The sequence below is a fragment of the Bacillus thuringiensis genome (assembly GCF_001455345.1).
GTDB classification, from domain to species: domain Bacteria; phylum Bacillota; class Bacilli; order Bacillales; family Bacillaceae_G; genus Bacillus_A; species Bacillus_A thuringiensis_N.
On sequence record NZ_CP013274.1, the window covers coordinates 651,305 to 676,820 of the forward strand.

Here is a 25,516-nt window from a genome sequence, read left to right on the forward strand (position 1 = left end):
TAGACAATCATTTGTAGTAGCTTAACAATACTTTATTACAATATAAGTGCATGCATTTATTATATTCACTATGTATAAAGGTATAATGATATGAACATTTGCATATTTTAATTTAGTGATAGAAATTTCATGAAAGGTGGGATATTCTAGTCATAGGTTAACCGGACGACATCATAGGATCCTAACAAAAAAGTTTACAATAATTCAATTATAAAATGGAGGATTTCAGATGAAAAAGAAAGTACTTGCTTTAGCAGCAGCTATTACATTAGTAGCTCCGTTACAAAGTGTTGCATTTGCTCATGAAAATGATGGGGGAAGTAAAATAAAAATAGTTCATCGCTGGTCTGCTGAAGATAAGCATAAAGAAGGCGTAAACTCTCATTTATGGATTGTAAACCGTGCCATTGATATTATGTCTCGCAATACAACATTTGTAAAACAAGATCGAGTTGCACAATTAAATGAATGGCGTACAGAGTTAGAGAACGGTATTTATGCTGCTGACTATGAAAATCCTTATTATGATAATAGCACATTTGCTTCACATTTCTATGATCCAGACAATGGAAAAACATATATTCCATTTGCAAAGCAGGCAAAAGAAACTGGGGCTAAATATTTTAAATTAGCTGGTGAGTCATACAAAAATAAAGATATGAAACAAGCATTCTTCTATTTAGGATTATCTCTTCATTATTTAGGAGATGTAAACCAACCGATGCATGCGGCAAACTTTACAAATCTTTCATATCCACAAGGATTCCATTCTAAATATGAAAACTTTGTAGATACGATAAAAGATAATTATAAAGTAACGGATGGAAATGGATATTGGAACTGGAAAGGTACAAATCCAGAAGAGTGGATTCATGGAGCGGCAGTAGCAGCGAAACAAGATTACTCTGGAATTGTAAATGATAATACGAAAGATTGGTTCGTAAAAGCAGCTGTATCACAAGAATATGCAGATAAATGGCGCGCTGAAGTTACACCAATGACAGGTAAGCGATTAATGGATGCACAACGTGTTACTGCTGGATACATTCAGCTTTGGTTTGATACGTACGGAGATCGTTAAGTATTTAAAAAAGGTCAAATCTCACAATAGAGTTTTGGCCTTTTTATCACTATACACATGGAGGTATGGAACGTGAAAGGTAAATTGCTAAAAGGTGTACTTAGCTTTGGGATTGGTTTAGGAGTTTTATACGGAGGATCTTCAGCTCAAGCAGACACGACTACGAATCAAAATAGTACTTTAAAAGTGATGACACATAATGTGTACATGTTATCAACAAATTTATATCCGAACTGGGGGCAAAACCAGCGTGCTGATTTAATCGGGGCAGCGGATTATATTAAGAATCAGGATGTAGTTATATTAAATGAAGTGTTTGATAATAGCGCTTCAGATCGTCTTTTAGGAAATTTGAAGAAAGAATACCCAAATCAAACAGCTGTATTAGGTCGTAGTAACGGAAACGAATGGGATAAAACGTTAGGTAGCTATTCATCTTCAACTCCTGAAGACGGGGGCGTTGCAATCGTGAGCAAATGGCCAATCATTGAAAAGGTTCAATATGTATTTGCAAACGGATGCGGACCAGATAATTTATCAAATAAAGGATTTGTATACACGAAAATTAAGAAAAATGATCGTTTCGTTCATGTGATTGGGACGCATTTGCAGGCTGAGGATAGTATGTGCGGAAAAACTTCACCTGCATCTGTACGTACAAACCAGTTAAAAGAAATTCAAGATTTTATTAAAAGTAAGAATATACCAAATGACGAGTACGTCCTATTTGGTGGTGATATGAACGTAAATAAAATAAATGCAGAGAACAATAGTGACTCAGAGTACGCATCGATGTTTAAAACATTGCATGCGTCAATTCCATCTTATACGGGACATACAGCAACTTGGGATGCGACGACAAACAGTGTTGCGAAATACAATTATCCAGATGCACCTGCTGAACATTTAGATTATATTATTGCAAGTAAAGACCATGCGAATCCATCTTATATAGAGAATAAGGTGTTACAGCCGAAATCTCCAGAATGGACTGTTACATCATGGTTCCAAAAATATACGTATAATGATTACTCTGATCATTATCCAGTAGAGGCGACTATTTCTATGAAGTAGTCCTAAAAAAGTTTCTTCTTAATAGGAAGAAACTTTTTTATTTTGTAAGAGGAAATTTAAACTTTCTTTCCAATATGTATAAGACATATAGAGAAGAGGGGAGAAAAAATGTGGATCGAGGAATTTTTAAAGAAGTTCCATTACCATGTGCTTTTTTGGATGAAGTAGCTTTAGATATAAATATTCAATCGATTATAGAATTAAGTGGGAATAAGAAGATTCGTATCGCGAGTAAATCATTACGTTCTGTTCCGGTTATGCAAAAGATTTTAGCTGCAAATGATCGATTTCAAGGTATTATGTGTTTTTCACCTAGGGAAGCTTTGTTTTTACTTGAACAAGGATTCAATGATTTATTGCTCGGGTATCCTGCTTATGATGAAAGAGCTTTACATGAAATAAGTTTGCTAACAAAGAAAGGACTCATTATAACTTGTATGGTGGATTGTGAAGACCATATTGTTTATTTAGAAAAAATTGCTGAGAAGTCTAAAGGACGTTTTCGTGTTTGTTTGGATATTGATATGAGTAGTCGTTTTTTTAAGTTTCATTTTGGGGTCAAAAGATCACCGGTAAAAGATGTGCGAGGTGCTTTGGAAATAGTAAAAAGGGTGAAAGAATCATCATTTTTAATACTAGATGGTGTAATGGGATATGAAGCCCAAATTGCTGGGGTAGGAGATCACATACCGAATCAACGAGTGAAAAGTAAAGTGATTTCATATTTAAAGAAGAAATCAGTGTTAGAAGTTAAAGAAAGAAGAGGACATATCGTAAAAGAAATACAAAGTCTAGGCATTGAACTAAGGTTTGTAAATGGGGGAGGCACAGGGAGTATAAAAACAACTGAGCAAGACTATTCAGTTTCAGAGATTACGATAGGCTCTGCTTTTTATGCCCCGAAGCTGTTTGATTATTATAAAGAAGTGCAATTTCATCCAGCTGTCGGATTTGCTTTACCAGTTGTGCGCAAACCAGCTCCAACTATTTACACTTGTCTAGGTGGTGGATATATTGCCTCAGGCGCAATTGGGAAAGATAAAGAACCGGAGGTTTGGAGGCCCGATGGTGCAAAATTAGTAGCTTTAGAAGGTGCTGGCGAGGTACAAACACCGATTTTTTATAACGGCGAGGAACGAGTAGAGATAGGAGATTCTATCTTGTTTCGCCATAGTAAAGCTGGAGAGTTATGTGAGCGTTTTCCTTTTTTATATCGTGTGAAAGAAGGAAAGATTGTTGGGGAGTATTCAACATATCGGGGGGATGGCCAATGCTTTCTATAAAAGGACAGAAATGGAGAAATTGGACAGGGAATGTAGAAGGAACGCCGCATTATACGATGTATCCAGAAAGTGTACAAGATGTGGTAGAAGTCGTAGGGCTTGCGCGAAAAAAGGGGAAGAAAATTCGTGTTGTCGGTTCAGGTCACTCGTTTACACCTCTTGTGCAAACTGAAGAAATATTAGTTTCTTTAGATGAATTGAAGGGCATTGTGAATATTGATGCGGAGAAGATGGTTGCCGAAGTATGGGCAGGAACAAAGCTACATGACCTAGGGAAGTTACTTGAAGAAAAAGGTTATGCACAAGAAAATTTAGGAGATATTGATTCACAATCTATTGCAGGAGCGATTAGTACGGGAACTCATGGGACGGGTGTTACCTTTGGGAGTTTATCAACACAAGTTATAGAGATTACCGCAGTTTTATCTACAGGTGAGAGTATAGTTTGTTCGGAAACTGTGAATGTGGAATATTGGAGAGCCTTTCAGTTGTCGCTTGGAATGCTAGGTATTATTGTAAAGATAAAATTGAAAGTTATCGGGGCGTATTCACTTGTGTATGAAAGTGAAAAACAGTCACTATCTACTGTAATGAACAAATTAGAAGAATATAAGAAGAATCGCCATTTTGAGTTTTTTATTTTTCCTTATTCTGATGAAGTACAAGTGAAATTTACAAACGAAACAACGGGTAAAAAAAGTGATTTGAAATGGCATAAACTAAAGGTAGAGTTGCTTGAAAATAAGATTTTTTCTTTGTTATCTAAAGGGTGTAAATGGTTTCCTTCTATAAGTAAAGGAGTAAGTCGATTATCGGCTAAAGCTGTACCGAATACAAAAATAATTGGTCCGAGTTATGAAGTATTTGCTACATCGCGTACGGTACCATTTTATGAAATGGAGTATAGTGTTCCTTCAAAGTATATGAGGGCTGTTGTAGAAGAAATTTCAAATCTTATTGAAAAGAAAAAGTATAAGGTGCACTTCCCAATTGAATGCCGTTATGTGAAAAGGGATGATATATGGCTCAGTCCAGCGTATGGAAGGGATTCAGCGTATATTGCTGTTCATATGTATAAAGGTATGAAATATGCGGCTTATTTTGGTGAGGTAGAGAAAATTTTTCTAAAGTATGAGGGACGCCCACATTGGGGGAAAATGCATACGTTAACGTACGGAAAATTACAAAATATATATCCAGAATTACATTCGTTTCTAAAGGTGAGGAAGTTATTAGATGAACCCGGAATGTTTTCAAACCCTTACACAGAAAATTTATTTACGCCGATGAAAAAAAGCTGACAAAGTATTACTTGTCAGCTTTTTTTAGTACGATCGCATTTCTTGTTTGACTAATGTGCTCGTAAAATAGTAACTTATCACGACTAAATACATGTAATAAAACATGAATAATGAATAGGCCGTTAATTACGAGTTGGAATAATAATATAACTACTAATACTAAAGGCTCTTTAAGATTTAAGATAGAGCTACTAGAAAGAATATAATTGATTCCACCTAAAACGAAATAGAATATACCATAACGGATGAATAGTTCTTTCAACGTAATACGATCTGATTTTCCTTTCACGTAAATACGAAGTAATGCTTTACCAATTGTCCTTCCATTCGTAAAGTACGGAATGATAATAAAGTAAATAAAGATCGAACACGTTATAAAAATGAGTTCGTATATGTTCGTGTAAGATTGAATATTAGAAGCAAAGAAAGAATTTCCTTTGTTTTTAATGACAGGTACAACGATGGATAAGAAAATCCAATCAATTTGCATCGCGATAAAGCGACGAACGAATCCGACTGGTTTCGTTTCTAAATCAATATGACTATCTAATTCATTTGCTTTCGGAAGGAAGTACGTAAATATTGGTGCAATAATAAAACCAATTACGCCGCCTAATGTATTTAAAAACAGATCGTCTATATCAAATAAGCGGTAGGCACAATTGTAGATACCGTATAGTCCAGTCACTTGTGTTAGCTCGAAAAAGAGTGAAAGACAAAAAGAAATACAAATTGTTTGTAAGAAACTACGTCGGAAATAATAGCGTAAGTAAATACCGAATGGAACGGTTAATAGAACGTTAAATGCTACTTGTAAAAACGCAGATTCTTTTAATAGGTAGAAATAAGTAACTGGTTTCGTTAAAATTGCCGAGGTATGATTACTAATTTCTTGCATGAAATAAAATGGTGATAGTTGCATGTGCTGCGTATTAGCCGGTTGTAGGCTACAAGTATCATATGTTTGTGGTAACGGCAAAATCACAAGAAAATAGGCATTTAATAAGTAAAGTAATAATGAGTACAAAATAAATGAACGCCATTTATTTAAATAACCATACTTTCGGTAGTTAAATATTAAAAAAGGTATTAAGAGAAACATTGCTAAAAAAGGAAATAAAATAAATGCTGTTTTTACTGGAAATAAATATGCAGTCAAAATGAAGCTCCTTTCAATGAAAATTCGTTTATCATTATAACGTTAAAAGAACCTTAAAACAAAATTAAAATATTTTGAAATAGAAAAAATTATAAATTTTAATGGAATTAAGTTATACTAAATTTAATATGAGGATATTATGATTATTATAAGTTGAGAGAGGGTACAAGATATGCGATATGAGCTTTTTTCTGTAAGTGGGAATCATATTACAACTTTTGAAAGTGCGTGGCGTTTTCAAGAGGGAGAACAGATTTTTGTTCATGATGATCAAACAAAACGAAATTTTATTATTATCCGCCTAACGCATGATGTATTTCAACAAAATAAACATGTTATTCGTTTGTCTTGTCAAGAAAAGAAAGTATACGCATAAAAAAGCGAGTCATCCTAGTTTAATAGAATGACTCGCTTTTGATTTGCAAGTTTCACTTTATAAGAAAATAAGAGTAAGTACACCTACGATAATGCAATAGAAAGAGAAATATTTTAAATTTCCTTTTGCCATAATGTTCATAAACCATTTTAACGAAATATACGTCATGATAAATGTTGCGATAAATGCAACGACATATGGTACGAATAAAGTGCTTAGATTTGGATCTTTTGCAATGTCTGTAATACTTAGTAATAAACCACCTAAGCTAACAGGGATATATAGTAAGAAGGAGAAACGAAGGGCTGTTTCTTGTTTCATACCAAGTAACATCGCTGCTACGATTGTTGCACCTGATCGGCTAATTCCAGGGATTAGTGCGCAAGCTTGTGCTAATCCGACGATGATTGCATCTTTCATAGAAAGGTCACCATCATTTTTACGTCCACGCAAGTTTCTAATAATCCAAAGGCCGACAGCAGTAATAAGAAGGGAAATCCCAACCATCTTCACACCTTTTAAGTACTGATCGATGTAATCTTTAAATAAAACACCAATAACACCTGCTGGAATAGTCGCAATCACAAGATAAATAATAAAGAAGAAATCTGATTTTGTGTCTTCCGCTCTTGTAAATATATAAGATAGACCATTCTTCGTTAGACGAATTAAATCATTTCTATAAATAAGTAATACAGCTAATAATGAAGCTGAATTAACAAGTAGTTCGAAGCTAAACCCTTCTATTTTTAGTCCTAGCAAATGCTGTGCTAAAACGAGGTGACCGCTTGAAGAAATCGGAATTGGTTCTGTTAGTCCTTGGAACAGACCAAGAATTAAATATTTTAAAATGTAGTAAAATTGTTCCATAATAACCTCCTTGTTTAATAGTCGAAAGAAACAACTTGTCCATTATAACAAAGATACGGATGAATATTGAGAAGAAATAAATATTCTAAATATAATAAAAAGTCCCTTACAACAGTATAAGGGATTTTTATTATTAATGAGAAACTACTGTTTCTTCAAGACTTTTCGTTAATTGAACATCGACTTTCTCAGCATCATGAATGTGATTCATAATAGTAGTATTTAGCTTTTGGAACATTTGTTGTGTATTAGCGAATTCTCGTAATATATCATCATTACAAGACTTTTGGTTTTCGATAGCTTTAATAACATTAGTAGCACCGTTTTGTAACGTTTGAATCATAATTAAAATATTTTCAATTCTAGCGTTTGTATCGGCACTCATTTCTACGCCTTCATCGACTAAATGCAAGTTATCTTTTGTGTTATCGTATGCTTTTTCAATTTCTTCTTGAATTTTTTTCGTTAAGTTGCCGATGTTTTTTGTACTTTCCGCTGTACTTTCCGCTAGCTTTCTTACTTCATTAGCAACGACAGCGAATCCTTTACCGTGCTCTCCAGCGCGCGCAGCTTCAATACTCGCATTTAAAGCAAGTAAATTCGTTTGTGCTGCAATGTTTTGAATGACTTCTACAATTTGCTCGATTTCTTTTGAGCGTTCACTTAAATGATTCATACTATTAGACGTTCGCTGAGATTGTTCACCTAATTTATTAATTACAATAAGTAAACGATGAACAGATTCTTTTCCTTCATTAGAGCAGTCAATAATTTCTTCAATTGACTGAATTAAGCTTTGTTCTTTTTGTAACATTTCGTTATTCAATTCATTGGAATGTGTTGTACGCGTTGAAACATTTTCGAAACATGAACTTAATTGTTGAACTAAATTTTGAAGTGTATGGTGCTGGTTATTTACAAGGTTATGCTCTTGAACAACGCTTTGTACACGATCGTGGATAGAAGAAATAGTCTCTTGTTTTTCAATATCTTTTTGTTTTAATTCTGCTTCTAGTTCCTGTATACGATTTTCTAATTGATCAATTTTATGTTGGAGTGATTTCTTTTGAGTAAACATATATTTATTTCAACCGCCTTTAGAAGTTATATTTTCTCTATATTTGGATTTTAGCATCTTTTATAATTTTTAAATATAGGAATTGTTAAATATTTAAGAATCTATTACATTTTATGCATAATTCCCTTTTTTTCGTCATGAAAAATAAACTGTATTTAATGATATTGTAAACAAACTGTAAAATAAATCATGTATAACTGTATAAGAAGGGAGTCGGATTATGAACTATTTTAAGCGAATCAGTAGTCTAGTATTAGCAGGAATTATCGGTCTTTCTAGTACAGTCGCTGTAAAAGCAGAGTCAAACGACGAGAAACTTAACAACATGCAACAGCAATTGCAGCAAAACGATGCAGAAATGCAAAAGAAAGAGCAAGAGAAGCAAGCTGTTAGTAAAGAAATTCAAGGTATCGAAAACGAACTACATAATTTAAATAATACAATTGCAAAAAATAAAGAGGATCAAGCTGCTATTCAACGTAAAATCGATGAAACCCATAAGCAGATTGAGCAAAAAAAGAATGAAATTGTCGTTTTAGAAGATAAGGTCCTTGCTCGTAAGGATATTATGAGAAAACGTATGGTTTCTGTTCAAAACAGTTCAAATACAAGTTTAGTAGTAGAAGTTGTAGTAGAGTCAAAAAACTTTGCAGATTTCTTACAACGTATGAATGCAGTTTCTACTATTCTAGAAGCTGATAAAGAAATTTTACGTCTACAAGAACAAGATCTTCGTCAAATTGAAGAAGATAAGAAAACAATTGATGAAAAAGAAGCATCTTTAGTAGTGGACAAACAAAAATTAACAAAAGCACAAGCTGAGTTGCAGGATAACTTGAAAAAGCGTCAAGATAACTTACAAACAGTTCAAGCTAAATATAACCAAGTTGCAACTCAACTTAATTTAGCAGCAGAAGAGAAAGCTAAAATTGAGTCAAATATGAAGGCAGTACAAGAAACAATTGCCCGTGAGCAAGAAGCAGCAAGAATTGCAGCAGAAGAGCGTGCAAAAGCAGAAGCAGCTGCAAAGGCTGAGCAAGAAGCATTAGCTAAGGCACAGGCAGAAGTTGCTGAACAGCAAAAGCAAGAAAAAGCTAATAAACCAGCTGAACCTGTTGCTAATAATAATTCGAAGGTAGAACCTGCACAACCTTCTAAACCAACTGCTGGTGGAAAAGAGATTTATGTACATGCAACAGCTTATACAGCAGATCCAGGTGAAAATGGTTATGGTCCAGGTCAACAAGTATACTCTGCATGGGGACCAGGTGGTAAACCTTATAATTTAACTGCAAATCCAGGAATGAAATTAATTGCTGTAGATCCAAGTGTTATTCCATTAGGTTCTACTGTATATGTTGAAGGCTATGGACAAGCAATTGCAGCAGACACTGGTGGCGCGATTAAAGGTCACAAAATCGATGTTTTAATGCCTGATAAAGCTTCATCTAGTAATTGGGGCAGAAAAAATGTTAAAGTTACAATTTTAAACTAACACGTAATCCAACTTTACAATACGTAAAGTTGGATTTTTTTATAAAAACAATGTTAAGTTGAGTTTACATTTTGTTAAAGGTAGCATACAATGATGGTGAGAGGTGGTAAATTTGACCATTTTAAATAGAGTGAAGGAATTAAGAGCTCGGTTTAATTTTTCGCAAAGTGTATTGGCAGAGAAGGTTGGAGTGACGAGACAAACAATCGCTGCAATTGAAAAAGGGGATTACGTTCCTTCATTATTATTAGCGCTTATGATTTGCGATGTATTTCAGTTAAAGATGGAAGATGTGTTTGTTTTAAATAAGGAGGGGGAAGAGGATGAATAGACTTGTATTTTCCTATATGTTGAATGTACTTTTAATGGTATTAGCGGGTTGGGCATTTATTGAGTTGTATTATTTTACTATCGAAGTTGCTAATTTTATTCAAACGAAGAGGGTACCATTTGAAGTTTCGGTGAGTTTAATGCCACTAGGATTGCTTTTAATATTTGGTATCGTATCGACTGTTCTTTATAAAATTCAAAAGAAAAAATATAAAGAGCTATCATATTGGATGTTTCCACTATTATTTCCTCAAGAAGACGAGCGGGAAAAGGCAATTACAGAAAAGGCTTGTCGTACTACATTTATGTCACTATGGTACGTGTTGCCTTGTGCGGTTGGTTTTTTAACGCTTTCTCCAATTGCTAATCTATATGTTCCTGCATATCCAATATATATTGCATTTAGTATTTTCTTTATTCAAATGACAATTTTCCATGTATCCTTATATCGAAATAAAATCGCTTAAAAAAAAACCTTCTTGCATTAGCAAGAAGGTTTCTTTTTAGCTTATACTTGTACATATAGCAATATTATCTTATCATTTTATATAGAGTAAGATTTTGTAAGGGAAAGGAATTGTATATGAATAAGCAAAGAATTTATAGTATAGTAGCAATCCTCCTATTTGTTGTAGGTGGTGTGTTAATCGGAAAACCATTTTATGATGGATACCAGGCTGAAAAGAAACAGACTGAAAATGTACAGGCTGTTCAAAAGATGGATTATGAAAAACATGAGACGGAATTTGTAGATGCTTCGAAAATTAATCAACCAGACTTGGCAGAAGTAGCGAACGCATCTTTAGATAAGAAACAAGTAATTGGTCGCATTTCGATCCCAAGTGTTTCATTAGAACTTCCTGTTTTAAAATCTTCTACTGAGAAAAACCTATTATCAGGTGCAGCGACAGTAAAAGAAAATCAAGTAATGGGAAAAGGGAATTATGCATTAGCAGGACATAACATGTCTAAAAAAGGTGTTTTATTTAGTGACATAGCATCTTTGAAAACAGGCGATAAAATTTATTTGTATGATAATGAAAACGAATATGAATATGCGGTTACTGGTGTTTCTGAAGTAACTCCAGATAAATGGGAAGTTGTTGAAGATCATGGGAAAGATGAGATAACGCTTATTACATGTGTATCTGTGAAAGATAATTCTAAACGTTATGTTGTTGCTGGTGATTTAGTAGGAACAAAGGCGAAGAAGTAAAAAAGAAGGTGAACTCTTTAAAGAGTTCACCTTCTTTTTTACTAATGTTGAGAAATAATAGAATATTTTGGTTTGTATTTAAGTATTCTTCTATTTATGTATAATAAAGTTAGAATTCTATATTTTGGGAGGAACAAGAGTGAGACAACAGGTGAAGAAACTTCTTTTAACAACGAGTATAGCGTTATTGGTAGCTCCAATTTCAGCTTATGCGCATCCAGGGCGTACAGATGCTAATGGCGGACATACGTGTCGTACAAATTGTGAGAAATGGGGATTACAGTACGGGGAATATCATTATCACAATAAACCAGCTTCTAATAGTGGTGCAACGAGCCCAGTTCCTAGTCAAAATAATAATGGTGCTGTAGAAGCTGAAAGAAAAGCAGCAACACAGCGCAATGCAGAGGCTGAAAAACAACGTGAAGTAGAAGCACAGCGTAAGGCAGAGGAAGAGAAACAACGTGCGGCAGAAGAGCAACGTAAAGCTGAAGAGGAGCGTCAACGTGTAGCCGAGGAACAAAGAAAAGCAGAAGAGGCACGTAAGCGAGAGGAAGCGCAGCGTCAAGCCGATATGGAAAAAGGACAGCTTGAGGGACAAAAAGATGGAGAAACTGATTTTAAAGCAGGGAAAAATGATACGGAATCACATTTAGCTGGAAAATCAGATACATATAAAGAAGCATTTAAAACTGCTTATGCTGCATTTTGGTCATTAGAAGAGCAGAAGAAAACACATTTTGATAAAGGAAAAGAACAAGGTTTAGCACAAGAGACGATGGACGATAGTCAAGTAGCTCCTGAGTTTAAGCCGAACTTTGCAGAAGGTTTTAATGTAGGGAATAAAGAAAGAACAGAAAAAATTGAAAAAGAGCAAGCTGAACTAGGAGAAAAAGCTGGAGGGAAACTGGCTGAAAAGAAACCTGGAAATAGTGAGAAAGATGTATATGTGAAAGCATACGAAACAGCGTATGAGAAAGGGTATAAGTCTGCAAAAAAATCTGCAGAAAAGGCTGGTTATAAGTATGCGTTTGAAAACTATGATTTAAAGGTACCTGCTAAATATGAAAATAATGAATCGTTAAAAAAATGGTTTATTGAAGGATTCAAATCGAATAACAAAGCGGCCGACATTCGAGAAGAAGGATATAAAAAGGGAGACAGTTGGCTTGCATTCTTCTATAAGAATTTTGTGCCAAGTGAATATAAAGAACATAAAGAGCTGTACGAACAAGCGATAGAAAAAGGTAAGAATGCATAAAAAAAGATGAGGGATTTCCCTCATCTTTTTTATTCCATCCATTTCACTAATTTTTTAGAAATTGATAATAAAACACAACCTAATACAATTGCTACAGCACCAATAACTGTAAATACTTCAGCATACCCAAGTGAAGTTGTGAAGCTTGCAAGTTGTCCGCCTAAAATGTTGGCGATACCTGAACTCGCTAACCATACGCCCATTAGTAAAGATGCTAGTTTTACTGGAGCGAGAGAACTAACCATTGATAGTCCAACAGGTGATAAGAATAGTTCACCTAACGTATGGAAAAGATACGTAAAGACGATAAATAGTAAGTTTGCTTTTTCTGTAATGTTATGCTCATCACTACCTGTTTTTAATGTAGCGATAACGAGAATGATATAGCCGATACCGAGTAGGATCATACCAAGTCCCATTTTTGTTGGGATTTTTAAGTCCCCTTTTTTTCTAGTTGCAAGTTTTGCCCATAATGCTGAAATGACTGGAGCAAGTAAAATAATAAATAATGGATTGACCGATTGGAACCAAGATGTTGGAACTTCCCATCCGAACACAGAGCGGTCTACAAATTTGTTTGTATATAATGTTAATGAGCTACCAGCTTGTTCAAAGCCAGCCCAGAAGAAGACAACAAAGCATGTTAAAATGACGATAACTGCAGTACGTTGTTTTTCTTTTTTTGTTAACGGTGTATCTCCTACTGATGGTTGTCCATCTGTTGTTTGTAAATCGCGAGTTGGTTTTTTACCAATATCACCAAGGAAGCGATTTGATAGTGTTGTAAATAAAATTTGTCCAATGATCATTCCGATTGAAGCGGCTAAGAAACCGTAACGGAATCCGTAATGTACAACGCCATCAACTGTTGTTTTGAATAAATTTTCTGATAAAAATCCACAAACGAGTGGAGCTAAAAATGACCCGACGTTAATACCCATATAGAAAATGGTAAATGCACTATCACGTTTTGGATCGTTCTCTTCGTATAATTCCCCAACCAGTGTAGAGATGTTCGGTTTGAAGAATCCATTACCAATAATAATAAGCGCTAATCCGAGGTATAAGCCTAATTGGTTTTGCAAGGCAAATAGTGTAAGGTTACCGAGTGCCATTGTTATACCACCAATTGTGATCGCTTTTCGTCTACCTAGAAAACGGTCTGTTAAGTACCCACCAATCATTGGTGTGAAATAACAGGCTCCAGTATAAAACCCGTAAATAGAGAGTGCCCATGCGGGACTAAACCCAAGACCACCGCTTACTAAAGCTGTCGTTAAATATAATGTTAATAATCCTCGTAATCCATAGTAACTAAATCTTTCCCACATTTCTGTAAAGAAGAGTAAGTATAAACCTGGAGGATGTTTCTTTTTTCTTTGTTGTTCTCTTTCTAGTTGTATCGCTGATTCCATGTTATTTTCCTCCTGACACAAACAAAAACAAAGTTAATAATTTTGTACATTTAATATTTTACTTTATTAACTATTATAAGTCAATAAAGGTTGATTTTTCAGAAGAAATTGGAAAAGAGGGATAGCTATAGAATGGGTGTTTCTTTTATGTTAGACTATGGACTATGTTTTCTTTGTAAGAAAGCGGATTGGCGCTTATTTTGTATATATGAAATGGATTTCATAAGAGATGAAATTGAAGAAGGAGAAAGAAATGAAATTGTTACAGAAAAAAGAAATTTTACTTATTAGTCTTATGTTATTCTCGATGTTCTTTGGAGCGGGGAATCTTATATTCCCGCCTTTCCTTGGGTATGAAGCAGGAGAACATGTGTGGATTTCATTAGTAGGGTTTATTATATCAGCAACAGGTCTTCCTATATTGGGAGTTATTGCGATTGCGAAAGCAGGAAGTTTTCAAACGTTAGCGGGTAGGGTTCATTCTTCATTCGCGCTTATTTTTCCGTGTATCGTGTATTTATTTATTGGACCAGGCCTTGGCATACCACGTGCAGGAAGTCTAGCTTTTGAGATGGGACCGGGTCAGCTATTCTCGGAAGCAGGTAGCGTAGTCTTATTATGTTACACAGTTATTTTCTTTAGTATTGTGTACTGGTTAAGTTTATCACCGTCTAAATTAATGGGGTTGTTCGGAAAGGTTTTAACACCGTTATTATTAGGTATGATTGCTCTTATCTTTATAAAGAGTATGTTTACATCAGTAGGTAGTGTGAAAGAGGCTGCTGGAAACTATGGACAAGCGCCTATGTTCCAAGGGTTTTTAGATGGATATTTAACGATGGATGCATTAGCAGCTTTAATTTTTGGGATTGTGATTGCAAATGCTCTTCGTGCAAAAGGTATTGAAGATGATAAAGGTTTAGCAAAATATATGAGTATTGCTGGAATTGGGGCAGGACTATTATTATCTATTATTTATGTCATACTTGGATATGTTGGTTCAATTAGCGGTTCGTTAGGTACATTTGATAATGGGGCGAACGTATTAGCACAAGTGATGACTACATTATTTGGACAAGGCGGAGTCGTTTTATTAGGTCTTATTTTTACGATCGCGTGTTTATGTGTTTCAATCGGACTTGTTACATCTTGTAGCCAATTTTTCGCAAGTGCATTTCCGAAAGTGGCGTATAAAGTTTGGGCATTTATATTAAGTTTTATTAGTATGATTTTAGCTAATTTAGGATTAACACAAATTTTAAAAGTATCAGTACCGATTCTTGGATTTATTTATCCAGCTGCATTAACGCTTATTATTTTAGGTCTATTCCATAAGTATATTGGGAAGTATGTATGCATATATCCTGTTACAATTGTGATTGTAGCGGTATTTAGTGCAATTGATATTTTCAATAAAAATGTAATGATGAATCAGTGGACATCAGTATTGAAATACATTCCGTTTTATACAGAAGGTGTTGGGTGGATTATTCCAGCTATTATAGGTGCTTGTATTGGTGTTATTGTGAGTAGTGTTTTAAATAAGAAGAAATAAGTAAGAGGTGTTTTCCGATTTCGGAAAACACCTTTCTTTTTTGGAAAAATAGTATTGAAAATGAATAGACTAAGAGTATGATATAGGTAATTGGTAATATATAGGTTTCGAACAGATTGATGAGGGGGGAGCGTATGAAGGAGGATTTGAATAAGAAAATAGAAGCACTCGAAACGGCAATTGAAACGATTCAAGAAGCACTCTTTGAATTGAAAGCAAAACAAAGAGAAATAGAAATAGAAAATGCTCAGCAACATGTTAGTAAGGGAAAGAAAGAATATATTGAAACGGTAATAGAGGAAAAACAGAAAGAAGAAGTAGTTACAATAAAAGAGCCTGTGCAAGAACGTGAGGTAAAACAAGTGGATATATCTGCTTTTAAACCAGAACCATTTAATATTATAAAGTTTTGCCAAACTTGGTTACCACGCGTATTTGTCGGCATTATGTTACTTGGAGTAATCTGGTTATTTAAAGCAGGGGTAGATGCTGGATTATTAACACCTGCAATACGAATTGTGTTTGGCATTGTCCTATCTATCGGTTTTTATTATATAGGGGATATTCAAATTAAACGAGAGCGGCAAGCATTAGGGTTAGTATTAGCAGGAGGAAGTATTACAGGTATAGTTTTAACAACATTTGCGGCACATTATTTATATGGATTTATTCCAGCAAGTGTTGCATTTGTGTGTAATATTGCATGGGTCATTTTAGGTATTTATGTAGCGAAGAGGTATCAATCGGAATATCTTACTATTTTCGTAGCGGTAGGAGCTTTCTTCGTGCCATTCTTATTAAATAGTACGACTCCTAATCCGTATATTTTCTTTGGATATGAGACGGTACTAACACTTAGCTTATTATGGTATGCGTTGAAAAATCGTTATCAGTATTTATACATGATTTCTTATGCTGTCGCTGCTATTGTTCTTTTGGTCTTCTTTGCTGTTATGTCAATGTTAGTAGAGGATTTGCAAGTACAGTTAACAGTAGTTTATGGTTTGATTCACTTACTATTATTTTGGCATATGTTCACGGAGAGAAGTTTTATAGTAGAGCCACGCTTGGCGATATTTAGTGCGAATGCCGTTTTCTTCATATTAGCCATTTCAAAAATACCTGAATTTACAACATGGGGATTAATGATTAGTGCACTCGTGCACGCTATTATGTTCGTGTTTGAATATAGGAAGAATAGACATTCTACATTTACAAATCTTTTATTTGGTTTCGCAATGGGGGCATTTAGTTTAGCAATCTTATATGAGTATAGTTTAGTGAATGCAGCGATTGTACTATTATTACAAGGTTTCCTCGGTATGGTGACTTCTATTAAAGGAAAACAGCAGATAAAATTGTATGTTAGTGCGACGGTTTACGCAATTGGAATGATACAGACTATTTTTAGCCCGTTTGATCAATTTATTTCGGCAGGCTTTGTTGCTCATATTATTTTAATAGGTACATTTTATTACTGCATGAAACGAGCGAAAGATGTGTTGATGAGCTTTGGAAAATATGTTTATTCAATAACACTCTATTGGTTTATGGTTATCGTATTTATTGCAATCACTAGAGTCGGTGAAGTGCTTTCTACAGATGGAAGTATAATAAGCGTATCTGTATCGTTATTATGGATGGTATATGCATTATTTGCAGTTTGGCTTGGACGGAATAAAAATATGAATGAAATATTATATGCCGGCTTAGTCGTGTTAGTCGTAACGATAGGAAAGCTATTCCTTCTAGACTTACCAGAAGTTTCAATGATGATTAGGGCAGTGTTATTCTTAATCGTAGGAAGTATAGGCATCGTTATTTCAAGGATGTTTTTCTCAAAAGAAGAGAAGTAGAAGAAGGCAATCCATATCCGGATTGCCTTTTTCATTATTTCTTATTAATCGTTACAGTCTCACTATATTTTGCTGTTGTATTTTGGCGTAGACGAAGTGTTGCTTGTCCAGTCGTATTTGGATCGATTTGTACGTTCACAATCTTCTCAGCAGAACCTAAGCTGTTTGTTGTGAAAGAAAATGCACTACTATATCCAAAAGTAGATGGCCAAGTGCCGTTTGTATTTTGGACTTTTGCCACTTGTGTACCGCCAGTAGTGAATATACCTAAAGAATAATTATTGTATGTTGTGTTTGGTAATAAGTTATTTACTTGGATTTTGATTTGGAACACTTCATTGTTTGGTAGAGTGCTAGGGTGTGTAACTACGTAGTCATTTGCTGTTACTGCACCGTTATAGCCATATGAACCAGGTTTAAAAGTATTTGTATTAAACCATTGATAACCTGCATTTGGCGCACTCCAAGGTTCAGGTTGTGGCTCAGTTGATAAGCTTGGTTGTTCAAATGTTTGTAAAGTGGTTGGTAAATCAAGTTGTAAACCATTTACTTGATCTAAACTTGTAAATGTTTCTTTATTCGATAGCCAATTTACGATATTTTCTAGTAAGATAGCATCGTTTTCTTCTTTATATCCATCGTAAGTTTTCTTTGTTTGGCCAGAGTCTTCACGAACGTATTTTGGCGTAGCGTCTTCAACAGGAGAAGAGTCACCGATAAAGGCAGCTTTTCCAAGACCTACTTTTGCGATAGCAGCATAAGGACCTTCTGCAACACCACCGCCGTTATACACACCGCTATCAACAGCGTTATTCCATTTTGATGGGTTTTCTGGAAGATAAACAAGTCCTTTTGCTAGTTTTGGATTTGTAATTGCTAAAGTAGAACCAGCATGCATTGCTACAGATGAAACCCCTTCTGTAATTCCGAATGATTGTTCAGGTGATACAATATTTTTAGCGGAAACATCGCCGATTGCGTTATAGCGGAATCGAATACCGAAGTTGTCAGATAGCCAATCAGAGCTTTCTACTCCTTGCATAGCTTGTGAATTGGCTTCTTCGTTAGACATTCCTTTTGCTGGATTATCCCAAGCACCGCGTCTATATCCGTTAAATACTTCAGAAGAGTCCCACCGATTTTTATTACGATCTGCATTATAATGATCGGCAATGAAGAAGATACTACCGCCATTTTTCACGTATTGTAACATAGCATCTTGTTCAGCTTTTTTGTAAGGAATATTTGCTTCTGGAACGATAAACACATTGTAGCCTTTTAAATCTTCGTATGTAATCGGTGTTGATTTACGTAGTTCTTTTACATGATATCCGTTTTGGGCAATGCCGTTTCCGAAATCAGAAAAGCCACCATCAATAACCCAGTCAGCTGTCCCAGCCGTTTGACCGTGTGTATTATCGAATAATACTTTCTTCCCATTGTTTTGATTTACAACTTTTGCAGCAATTTCAGGAGCTGGGTCTACAGAGCTTTCGGCATAAGTAGATGGTATGAACGAAGCCCCTATACTTAGTGTAATTGCTGTTGCTAAAGAAAATGTAATCCATTTTTTATTCTTCATAGAAGAATCCCCCTAATAATAAATATATGTGCTTTAATAATGTAATTTATTTTTCTGTAAAAATAAAGACGGAAAACATAAAAAATATTAAAAAATTGTAAAAATACCGTGAATTTTGTTGAGAAATATTTATATAGATATAAAAACATCCCTTCCAAGTAATAAGGAAGGGATGTTTTGTTTAACTAATTTTTGAATTAGGTGTTTCATCAATTTTATGAAAACCTTTCATGTAATACACAATAGCTAAACCAATCAGCCAAATTGGGCCAACAATCAATGCAATTCTTGTATCTTCTGAATACGCCATTATACATAAGACTAGTGCAAGGAAAGCGAGTGAGAAGTATGAACTTATTGGGTATAAAGGCATTTTATACGATAACTTTTGTTTGTTTTGCGCAGGTAAACTTTTACGGAACTTGATTTGAGCGACTAATATAATGCCCCAAGTCCAAATTGCTCCGAAAGTTGAAATACTAGTGAGCCATGTAAATACCTTTGCAGGTACAAGATAGTTTAATATAACGCCAATGAGTAAAACGATTGCCGTTGCTACAATTCCTTGACTTGGAATGCCATTTTTATTTAAACGACCGAATCTTTCAGGAGCTTTTTTCTGCTGAGCTAATGTAAATAGCATACGGCCTGTACTAAATAAACCACCATTACAAGAAGAAAGAGCTGCTGTTAATACGACAAAGTTAATAATCCCTGCTGCTTTTGCGATACCGATTTGCTGGAATGTTAATACGAATGGACTTCCTTTCTCACCAAGTTCATTCCATGGATAAATTGCCATCATAACGAATAGAGCCCCAACGTAGAACAGTAATATTCTCCAAAATACGTTATCAATTGCTTTTGCGAGTGTTTTTTTCGGATTTTGAGCTTCCCCCGCTGTAACACCGATTAATTCAACACCTAAATAAGCGAATAACACCATTTGCATGGAGAGTAGTAATCCAGAAAAACCATTTGGGAACCAGCCACCATGTGACCAAAGGTTTGAAATGCCAGTAGCGATACCGCCGTTTCCGAATCCGAATAAAATAATACCAGCTCCAACAATTATCATACAGATAATTGTGACAATTTTGATGAGAGCAAACCAAAATTCAAGTTCTCCAAATACTTTTACGGATAAGAAGTTAAAAGCACTCATTAATAATAGAGCGAGTAAAGCCCAAGTCCAGCGTGGGATATCTGGGAACCAGTACTGCATGTAAATGCCAGCTGCTGTAATTTCAGCCATACAAGTAACAACCCATAAGAACCAGTAGTTCCAGCCGGTAATATAGCCAGCTAGTGGTCCAAGGTAATCATAAGCATATTTACTAAAAGAACCGGCAACAGGTTGTTCAATTGCCATTTCTCCGAGTGCGCGCATAATGAAAAAAATAACGAGTCCAGCGATCATATAGCCTAGTAGAATAGAAGGACCAGCTAGTTTAATAGCGGAGGCAGATCCTAAAAATAGTCCAACGCCAATAGCTGAACCGAGTGACATTAAAGTAATATGTCGTTCTTTTAAACCTCGGTTTAAAGTTCCAGATTTGTTTGTTTGCTGCATAAGAAGAATCCCCCTTGTAGAGTGAACGATATTTGAATGCGTTTGCTAAATATTTAACTATTTCAAATTATAAAACATTTCTATCTGTTATGCTACAAAAATAATCATTATAAACTGTACTATAGTTGTACTTGTCAGACTTAAACTTAAAATTCGAACTATTATTGAATATATTGACTCTTCTTTTTATTGATTGTTAAGATTAAGTATTATATTTTCTCACATACTAGTAAGAAAAGAATGTGTGATAATAATTCAGATGTAGGAAGGGTACATAACCATGTTTCAATTACAAAAATATAACACTTCTGTGAAGCAAGAGCTTTTAGCTGGCATCACAACTTTTTTTACATTTGCGTATATTCTTGTCATCAATCCGAAAATATTATCTGATGCAGGTGTACCATTTGATCAAGCTTTTACGGCAACTATTATTGCGACAGTTGTAGGGACGCTATGTATGGCGTTTTTAGCTAACTATCCAATTGTTATTGCTCCAGCTATGGGAATGAATGCGTATTTTGCTTATTCTGTTGTTCAACAGGCAGAGGGGATTACATATGTCATTGCGTTTTCAGCAGTATTTGTAACAGGTATTATTTTTCTTTTATTATCTTTCACTTCATTTAGGCAAAAGCTAATTGTCGCAATTCCTGACAGTTTAAAACATGCGATTGCAGGTGGAATTGGGTTATTTATTGCTTTTATTGGATTACGTCTATCTGGAATTATCGTTGATCATCCATCTAACTTAGTTACGATTGGTGACTTCCATTCTCCAGCCGTTATTTTAACTCTAATTGGTTTAATATTAGCGGCGGTATTAATGGCATTACGTGTGAGTGGTGCATTATTTATTAGTATGATTGTGACAGGAGTTATCGCCTTCTTTACAGGGCAACTGAAGTTCACGGATAAAATTGTTGCGATGCCTCATTTACCAGAGGGTATTATCGTTTCAAATCCAATCAATGCCTTTTCAGATGTAATTGAATACGGATTATATGGCGTTGTATTCTCATTTTTACTTGTACTGTTATTTGATACAACAGGTGCATTACTCGGTTTAATTAAACAAGCAGGTTTAATTACAGATAATACAGAGAAACGTTTTGGTAAAGCGTTTATTGCAGATGCAATTGGTGGGACTACAGGCTCTATCTTTGGAACAAGCCCAACAGCAGCGACGATTGAATCCTCAGCTGGTATTGCTGCGGGTGGTAAAACAGGATTAACAGGTATTGTAGTTGTCGGTCTAACGATTATAACGGCATTCTTCAGCCCTGTTATTGCTTCTTTATCAAGCGTAGCTGCTATTACAGCTCCTTCATTAATTATTGTAGGTAGTTTAATGGCACAAAGTCTTCGTGATATTAATTGGAATGAATTTGAAGATGCATTACCAGCATTTTTAATTTTCGTTGGTATTCCGTTAACGTCTAGTATTGCGAATGGAATAGCAATTGGATTTTTAGTGTATCCAGTCTTAAAGATTGTGAAAGGGAAAGGGATGGAAGTCCATCCGTTACTATACTTATTTACAATTTTATTTGGATGTCATTTATTCTTATAATATAGATATAGGAGAGGGGGCTTCTTATGAGAGGCTCCTTTTTTGTGTATAATAAAGTGAAACTTAAATTAATTACGTAAATTATAAATTACTTAATGGAATATATATGTTACACTAAAGGTAGAGGAGGAACATGAATGGCTGTAAGTAAAATAAAAGTCGCGCGTGTTCAGTTAGATTTAACACAGCAACAATTAGCAGAAAAAGTAGGCGTTACAAGGCAAACGATTAGTTTAATTGAGAAGGGGAAATACAACCCGTCTTTAGATTTATGTTTGAAAATTTGTTATGCGGTAGATAAAACATTGAATGATTTGTTTTGGGAGGAAAAGGAGTGATAGGATGAAAATCGTGAAAGATGAACGCTTAATGATTGAGGGGCTAAAACATATTAGACTAGTTTTTATCTTACAAAATATCATCATACTAGGTATTGTTTTTTATCGCTACGTTTTGCAAGGGGCAGGATATGAAAGTGTTTCAGATTTATTAATGGTATTTATGGGCGGGATAATAGTTATTAACTTTTTAAATCTGAAAAATTCAGTGGAAGTGTATGAGCATACAGGGGGAGTACCACGTAGTTATTTTATGAAGCTATTATTCATTCCGGTAAGTATTGTTATTGGAATTTTAGCTATTTGTATTATTGTAACACCAGATATTTCGATAAAGGAAATTAGTATGACAGGACTTATTATGTTTGCTTGTTTTTTAGTTCCTAGTTTGTTTATATACATATATATGAAAAAAATAAAAAATGAAGATTGAAATATAAGAAAAGCTTTCCCGTATTGCGGAAAGCTTTTCTTATATCCTTTTATATAGTATCTTATGAAGACCAATCGGTTCAATTTCAAAGATTTCACCATGTTCCTGAAAGCCTAGGCGCTTGTAATAGTCAGCTACAGTAACTCGACCATTACACCATAATATATTTGCTTGACGTTCTTGTAATATTTGTTCTGCCTTCTGAATTAAGGAGCTTCCAGCGTGGTTGTTTCGAAATTCAGGTAATGTGGCCATTCCTCGTAAACGATAGTGAATACCGGCTGGTAAGTCAGGGTATATTTCCTTTGAGAAGGAAGCGATACTAACCAGTTTATCGTTTATAAATGCGCCTAAGTGAAAGCTGTCTGTTTCATAGTCGGAAGGGTACTTACAATCTGCTAATGTTTGACTCGGGCGTAAAATTTTTTGACGTAATACGTAAGTTTCAGATCCATCAATATTTTTCACGGTAATCATATTAACATCCTTTCTTATAAACCCTTTTCTGTTAGTTGTATAAAGAAATAGGCAGGTGCGGCGAAAAGTCCGAGTATGCTAGCAGTTCCGAGAAGGAGTGAAAGTAAGAGGCAAGAGTATTTTATTCCATTCGATTTTTTCCATCCGTAACTACAAATTTCAATGCTAACACCGATGAGAATAATGGCAACGAGTACTTCCGCTAATAATAAGAGAGCTAAAGTTACAATAGACATAATGTGATCCATCCCCATAATATATGATAGTAACATTTTACCATATAAAATGGAAAAAAATGCCCCTCAATTATGTGAGGGGCATTTTTCTATTCTAATATGCTTTTTAGTGTATCGATATGTTCTTTTGAGCCTGTTACAAGTAATGTATCACCGTGTTGTAGTCTTGTATCACCATGTGGAATTAATGCTGTATTCCCACGATAAATTTGAATGACTAGTACATCGCCTAAAAATGGAAGGCGACGAAGTGCAACGCCGTTATATTTATTACTCCGTAGTTCAACTTCACGGACTGTTTCATTTGCTGTTGTAATTAAGCGAACGAGACTTGGTTTATCAATTAGTGCACGCAATAAAATACGTGTAGAGTTAATTGTTGAGAATACGGCGATATGTTCTTGCGTTGCTTTTTCTTGTAGAAGTGGATCTTCTACACTTGCAATAACATGTTCAACACCTAGCTCTTTTGCATGTTCTGCTAATAATAAGTTTTGTTCATCATCGCTTGTTGCAACAACAACGCGGTCTGCATGAAATGCTGTTTGTTCAGTTAATGATGCAATTGTGATGTCATCTAATTTCACGATAGGGAAGTCATGTGATTTCGCTTCCTCATCATTTATTTTATTTTGACGCATCATATATAGTGTTACGTCATAATCTTCTCGTTTTAAATCAAGTGATAACGGAAGGGTAATTCTACTCGCACCAATAATAGAAACTTTTGGCTTTGGCGTTTCTACTTTCGGGAACATCTTTTTAAATAATATAGGTGCGAAAATACAAGTAATAACTGCGCTTAAAATAAGGGAAGCAGATAAACTTGGACTGATGATTCCTAGTTTTTCACCAATTTGTGCAGCTGCAATAACTAAAGAAAGTGTCGATGTTAATAAGATGGCACTCCCCAGTACGATATTACGTGGATACCATTTTCGTAAAACGAGTGATGGTAACAGTTTTGAGATAAAGAGTCCTACAATTAAAATTGGGATCATGAGCATACTAGAAGGTTCTTTGAAAATAGACCAAACCTCTAAATTTACACCAACCATTACGAAGAAAATAGGAATGAAGAAACCATATCCGATGGAATCAAGTTTTTCAACCATATCTTCATTTGGTGATAATAACGATACGAGTACACCTGCTAAGAAGGCACCTAAAATATTTTCTGCTCCAACCGATTCAGATAAACCAACTAATATTAAGATGAGTGCAAAAACAGCTCGTGTATCAATTTGTACACTACCAGCTTTTAAGCTATCTAAGTATGGAATGTTTTTAAAGCGTTTTGCAATGAAGTAAATAACAATACCAGCGCCGAATAGAAGGAGAAGGAGCCACATGCTTTGGCCGCTTTCGGAATTTAATCCGACGAATACAGCGAGTAAAATCATTGTAACTAAATCTGCAATAACAGCGACTAATAAAATGATTTGTCCAATTGCTGTTTTTCCTAAGTTATTCTCTTTTAATGTTGGAACGACAACACCTAAAGAAATTGTTGAAATAATTAAAGTCATAAACATTGCATTATCTACAAATCCTAGCCATACGAATAGTAATGATAGGGCATAAGATAAGATGAAAATAAAGAAGAAGATAATACTTGCTGCTTGGAATGTGTTTGGTTCGTTTGTCGTATTCTTTTTCCCTTTTTGTTTAAAGATAGAAAAATCAATTTCTAAACCGCTTAAAAACATAAGAAAGATAAATCCTAGTGTCGATAAGACTTGAAGCCACATATCTGGTTCAATAATATTAAACCCACTTTTACCTACAAAGATTCCTGCGATGATTTCTGCAACAACGACAGGAAGTGCTTTTAATTTAAAGCGTTGTAACAAAAGGGGAACGAAAAACGCGATTGCAACGACAACCATAAGTGATAGAACAGAAGTGTGATGTTCCATTGCGTTCTCTCCCTTCAAATAAATATAGTACCTAT

General features: G+C 34.9%; 24 protein-coding genes. 15 read left to right on the forward strand and 9 right to left on the reverse strand.

What is annotated here, in order from left to right; translation table 11 throughout:
• Positions 1 to 229 precede the first annotated feature (229 nt).
• The 4 genes from cerA to ATN06_RS03520 all read left to right on the forward strand — a co-directional run bounded on the left by cerA (position 230) and on the right by ATN06_RS03520 (position 4,739).
• Positions 230 to 1,081, forward strand: coding sequence for a phospholipase CerA (cerA, locus tag ATN06_RS03505; RefSeq protein WP_060629560.1), 852 nt, complete (start codon positions 230 to 232; stop codon positions 1,079 to 1,081).
• 57 nt (positions 1,082 to 1,138) lie between these two features.
• The gene (gene sph, locus ATN06_RS03510) at positions 1,139 to 2,155 is read left to right on the forward strand and encodes a sphingomyelinase C (protein ID WP_240003993.1); all 1,017 of its coding nucleotides are present in this window, start codon (positions 1,139 to 1,141) and stop codon (positions 2,153 to 2,155) included.
• A gap of 110 nt (positions 2,156 to 2,265) precedes the next feature.
• The gene (locus ATN06_RS03515) at positions 2,266 to 3,438 is read left to right on the forward strand and encodes an amino acid deaminase/aldolase (protein WP_060629562.1); all 1,173 of its coding nucleotides are present in this window, start codon (positions 2,266 to 2,268) and stop codon (positions 3,436 to 3,438) included.
• Entirely contained in the window at positions 3,426 to 4,739 is a 1,314-nt protein-coding gene (locus ATN06_RS03520) for a D-arabinono-1,4-lactone oxidase (RefSeq protein WP_060629563.1), read from the forward strand. The genes ATN06_RS03515 and ATN06_RS03520 overlap by 13 nt, the downstream gene beginning before the upstream one ends.
• Before the next feature lie 7 nt (positions 4,740 to 4,746).
• On the opposite strand, the gene ATN06_RS03525 is transcribed toward ATN06_RS03520, so the two are convergent.
• Positions 4,747 to 5,898, reverse strand: a complete 1,152-nt coding sequence (locus tag ATN06_RS03525; RefSeq protein WP_060629564.1) for a VanZ family protein — start codon at positions 5,896 to 5,898, stop codon at positions 4,747 to 4,749.
• Positions 5,899 to 6,070: 172 nt separating this feature from the next.
• On the opposite strand from ATN06_RS03525, the gene ATN06_RS03530 reads away from it, so the two are divergent.
• Positions 6,071 to 6,274: a hypothetical protein gene (locus ATN06_RS03530; protein ID WP_060629565.1), complete on the forward strand. Its 204-nt coding sequence runs from the start codon at positions 6,071 to 6,073 to the stop codon at positions 6,272 to 6,274.
• A 57-nt stretch (positions 6,275 to 6,331) separates the two neighbouring features.
• Here ATN06_RS03530 and ATN06_RS03535 read toward each other — a convergent pair whose 3' ends face one another.
• Both ATN06_RS03535 and ATN06_RS03540 read right to left on the reverse strand, forming a co-directional pair.
• Positions 6,332 to 7,144 carry an undecaprenyl-diphosphate phosphatase gene (locus tag ATN06_RS03535; RefSeq protein WP_060629566.1) on the reverse strand — a complete coding sequence of 271 codons (813 nt, stop codon included), beginning with the start codon at positions 7,142 to 7,144 and terminating at the stop codon, positions 6,332 to 6,334.
• 133 nt (positions 7,145 to 7,277) lie between these two features.
• Positions 7,278 to 8,222 (reverse strand): methyl-accepting chemotaxis protein, encoded by a 945-nt coding sequence (locus ATN06_RS03540; RefSeq protein WP_060629567.1) that lies wholly within the window; start codon positions 8,220 to 8,222, stop codon positions 7,278 to 7,280.
• 220 nt (positions 8,223 to 8,442) lie between these two features.
• Here ATN06_RS03540 and ATN06_RS03545 point away from each other — a divergent pair, with 220 nt between their 5' ends.
• The 5 genes from ATN06_RS03545 to ATN06_RS03565 all read left to right on the forward strand — a co-directional run bounded on the left by ATN06_RS03545 (position 8,443) and on the right by ATN06_RS03565 (position 12,524).
• On the forward strand, positions 8,443 to 9,717 hold the full coding sequence (locus tag ATN06_RS03545) for a 3D domain-containing protein (RefSeq protein ID WP_060629568.1): 1,275 nt from the start codon (positions 8,443 to 8,445) through the stop codon (positions 9,715 to 9,717).
• Between the two features lie 112 nt (positions 9,718 to 9,829).
• A complete protein-coding gene (locus tag ATN06_RS03550) occupies positions 9,830 to 10,048 on the forward strand; it encodes a helix-turn-helix transcriptional regulator (RefSeq protein WP_000154007.1) in 219 nt (72 codons plus the stop codon).
• On the forward strand, positions 10,041 to 10,514 hold the full coding sequence (locus tag ATN06_RS03555) for a hypothetical protein (RefSeq protein ID WP_001984696.1): 474 nt from the start codon (positions 10,041 to 10,043) through the stop codon (positions 10,512 to 10,514). The genes ATN06_RS03550 and ATN06_RS03555 overlap by 8 nt, the downstream gene beginning before the upstream one ends.
• Positions 10,515 to 10,630: 116 nt before the next feature.
• Positions 10,631 to 11,263 (forward strand): class A sortase, encoded by a 633-nt coding sequence (locus ATN06_RS03560; protein WP_060629569.1) that lies wholly within the window; start codon positions 10,631 to 10,633, stop codon positions 11,261 to 11,263.
• Between the two features lie 139 nt (positions 11,264 to 11,402).
• Entirely contained in the window at positions 11,403 to 12,524 is a 1,122-nt protein-coding gene (locus ATN06_RS03565) for a YHYH domain-containing protein (RefSeq protein WP_060629570.1), read from the forward strand.
• Between the two features lie 29 nt (positions 12,525 to 12,553).
• On the opposite strand, the gene ATN06_RS03570 is transcribed toward ATN06_RS03565, so the two are convergent.
• Complete coding sequence (locus ATN06_RS03570; protein WP_060629571.1) at positions 12,554 to 13,939, reverse strand: peptide MFS transporter; 1,386 nt, start codon at positions 13,937 to 13,939, stop codon at positions 12,554 to 12,556.
• 253 nt (positions 13,940 to 14,192) lie between these two features.
• Here ATN06_RS03570 and brnQ1 point away from each other — a divergent pair, with 253 nt between their 5' ends.
• Together brnQ1 and ATN06_RS03580 are read left to right on the forward strand one after the other, a co-directional pair.
• Positions 14,193 to 15,494, forward strand: a complete 1,302-nt coding sequence (gene brnQ1, locus ATN06_RS03575; protein WP_060629572.1) for a branched-chain amino acid transport system II carrier protein BrnQ1 — start codon at positions 14,193 to 14,195, stop codon at positions 15,492 to 15,494.
• A gap of 134 nt (positions 15,495 to 15,628) precedes the next feature.
• Entirely contained in the window at positions 15,629 to 17,350 is a 1,722-nt protein-coding gene (locus ATN06_RS03580; RefSeq protein ID WP_060629573.1) for a DUF2339 domain-containing protein, read from the forward strand.
• 34 nt (positions 17,351 to 17,384) lie between these two features.
• Here the strand turns inward: ATN06_RS03580 and ATN06_RS03585 are convergent, their stop codons facing one another.
• Positions 17,385 to 18,932, reverse strand: a complete 1,548-nt coding sequence (locus ATN06_RS03585; protein WP_060629574.1) for a hypothetical protein — start codon at positions 18,930 to 18,932, stop codon at positions 17,385 to 17,387.
• Between the two features lie 181 nt (positions 18,933 to 19,113).
• Positions 19,114 to 20,505, reverse strand: a complete 1,392-nt coding sequence (locus ATN06_RS03590) for an amino acid permease (RefSeq protein ID WP_060629575.1) — start codon at positions 20,503 to 20,505, stop codon at positions 19,114 to 19,116.
• 280 nt (positions 20,506 to 20,785) lie between these two features.
• On the opposite strand from ATN06_RS03590, the gene ATN06_RS03595 reads away from it, so the two are divergent.
• The 3 genes from ATN06_RS03595 to ATN06_RS03605 all read left to right on the forward strand — a co-directional run bounded on the left by ATN06_RS03595 (position 20,786) and on the right by ATN06_RS03605 (position 22,849).
• Positions 20,786 to 22,078: an NCS2 family permease gene (locus ATN06_RS03595; protein WP_000487208.1), complete on the forward strand. Its 1,293-nt coding sequence runs from the start codon at positions 20,786 to 20,788 to the stop codon at positions 22,076 to 22,078.
• A gap of 137 nt (positions 22,079 to 22,215) precedes the next feature.
• Positions 22,216 to 22,416, forward strand: a complete 201-nt coding sequence (locus ATN06_RS03600) for a helix-turn-helix transcriptional regulator (RefSeq protein ID WP_000301182.1) — start codon at positions 22,216 to 22,218, stop codon at positions 22,414 to 22,416.
• Between the two features lie 4 nt (positions 22,417 to 22,420).
• Positions 22,421 to 22,849 carry a hypothetical protein gene (locus ATN06_RS03605; protein WP_060629576.1) on the forward strand — a complete coding sequence of 143 codons (429 nt, stop codon included), beginning with the start codon at positions 22,421 to 22,423 and terminating at the stop codon, positions 22,847 to 22,849.
• Positions 22,850 to 22,888: 39 nt separating this feature from the next.
• On the opposite strand, the gene ATN06_RS03610 is transcribed toward ATN06_RS03605, so the two are convergent.
• Genes ATN06_RS03610 through ATN06_RS03620 form a run of 3 tightly spaced genes read right to left on the reverse strand, consistent with a single transcriptional unit; the run spans position 22,889 to position 25,481 of the window.
• Entirely contained in the window at positions 22,889 to 23,326 is a 438-nt protein-coding gene (locus tag ATN06_RS03610; protein WP_060629577.1) for a GNAT family N-acetyltransferase, read from the reverse strand.
• Positions 23,327 to 23,340: 14 nt separating this feature from the next.
• Positions 23,341 to 23,598: a DUF4022 family protein gene (locus ATN06_RS03615; RefSeq protein ID WP_060629578.1), complete on the reverse strand. Its 258-nt coding sequence runs from the start codon at positions 23,596 to 23,598 to the stop codon at positions 23,341 to 23,343.
• A 53-nt stretch (positions 23,599 to 23,651) separates the two neighbouring features.
• Positions 23,652 to 25,481, reverse strand: a complete 1,830-nt coding sequence (locus ATN06_RS03620; RefSeq protein WP_060629579.1) for a monovalent cation:proton antiporter family protein — start codon at positions 25,479 to 25,481, stop codon at positions 23,652 to 23,654.
• Positions 25,482 to 25,516 lie beyond the last annotated feature (35 nt).

What these genes read in the sequence shown, in the direction of transcription:
- ATN06_RS03530 (WP_060629565.1), top strand. Translation starts at nt 6,071, where the DNA reads ATGCGATATGAGCTTTTTTCTGTAAGTGGGAATCATATTACAACTTTT.
- ATN06_RS03610 (WP_060629577.1), bottom strand. Translation starts at nt 23,326, where the DNA reads ATGATTACCGTGAAAAATATTGATGGATCTGAAACTTACGTATTACGT.
- ATN06_RS03540 (WP_060629567.1), bottom strand. Translation starts at nt 8,222, where the DNA reads ATGTTTACTCAAAAGAAATCACTCCAACATAAAATTGATCAATTAGAA.
- brnQ1 (WP_060629572.1), top strand. Translation starts at nt 14,193, where the DNA reads ATGAAATTGTTACAGAAAAAAGAAATTTTACTTATTAGTCTTATGTTA.
- ATN06_RS03560 (WP_060629569.1), top strand. Translation starts at nt 10,631, where the DNA reads ATGAATAAGCAAAGAATTTATAGTATAGTAGCAATCCTCCTATTTGTT.
- ATN06_RS03585 (WP_060629574.1), bottom strand. Translation starts at nt 18,932, where the DNA reads ATGAAGAATAAAAAATGGATTACATTTTCTTTAGCAACAGCAATTACA.
- ATN06_RS03605 (WP_060629576.1), top strand. Translation starts at nt 22,421, where the DNA reads ATGAAAATCGTGAAAGATGAACGCTTAATGATTGAGGGGCTAAAACAT.
- ATN06_RS03520 (WP_060629563.1), top strand. Translation starts at nt 3,426, where the DNA reads ATGCTTTCTATAAAAGGACAGAAATGGAGAAATTGGACAGGGAATGTA.
- ATN06_RS03545 (WP_060629568.1), top strand. Translation starts at nt 8,443, where the DNA reads ATGAACTATTTTAAGCGAATCAGTAGTCTAGTATTAGCAGGAATTATC.
- ATN06_RS03595 (WP_000487208.1), top strand. Translation starts at nt 20,786, where the DNA reads ATGTTTCAATTACAAAAATATAACACTTCTGTGAAGCAAGAGCTTTTA.
- cerA (WP_060629560.1), top strand. Translation starts at nt 230, where the DNA reads ATGAAAAAGAAAGTACTTGCTTTAGCAGCAGCTATTACATTAGTAGCT.
- ATN06_RS03555 (WP_001984696.1), top strand. Translation starts at nt 10,041, where the DNA reads ATGAATAGACTTGTATTTTCCTATATGTTGAATGTACTTTTAATGGTA.
- ATN06_RS03580 (WP_060629573.1), top strand. Translation starts at nt 15,629, where the DNA reads ATGAAGGAGGATTTGAATAAGAAAATAGAAGCACTCGAAACGGCAATT.
- ATN06_RS03590 (WP_060629575.1), bottom strand. Translation starts at nt 20,505, where the DNA reads ATGCAGCAAACAAACAAATCTGGAACTTTAAACCGAGGTTTAAAAGAA.
- ATN06_RS03600 (WP_000301182.1), top strand. Translation starts at nt 22,216, where the DNA reads ATGGCTGTAAGTAAAATAAAAGTCGCGCGTGTTCAGTTAGATTTAACA.
- ATN06_RS03615 (WP_060629578.1), bottom strand. Translation starts at nt 23,598, where the DNA reads ATGTTACTATCATATATTATGGGGATGGATCACATTATGTCTATTGTA.
- sph (WP_240003993.1), top strand. Translation starts at nt 1,139, where the DNA reads ATGGAGGTATGGAACGTGAAAGGTAAATTGCTAAAAGGTGTACTTAGC.
- ATN06_RS03570 (WP_060629571.1), bottom strand. Translation starts at nt 13,939, where the DNA reads ATGGAATCAGCGATACAACTAGAAAGAGAACAACAAAGAAAAAAGAAA.
- ATN06_RS03620 (WP_060629579.1), bottom strand. Translation starts at nt 25,481, where the DNA reads ATGGAACATCACACTTCTGTTCTATCACTTATGGTTGTCGTTGCAATC.
- ATN06_RS03535 (WP_060629566.1), bottom strand. Translation starts at nt 7,144, where the DNA reads ATGGAACAATTTTACTACATTTTAAAATATTTAATTCTTGGTCTGTTC.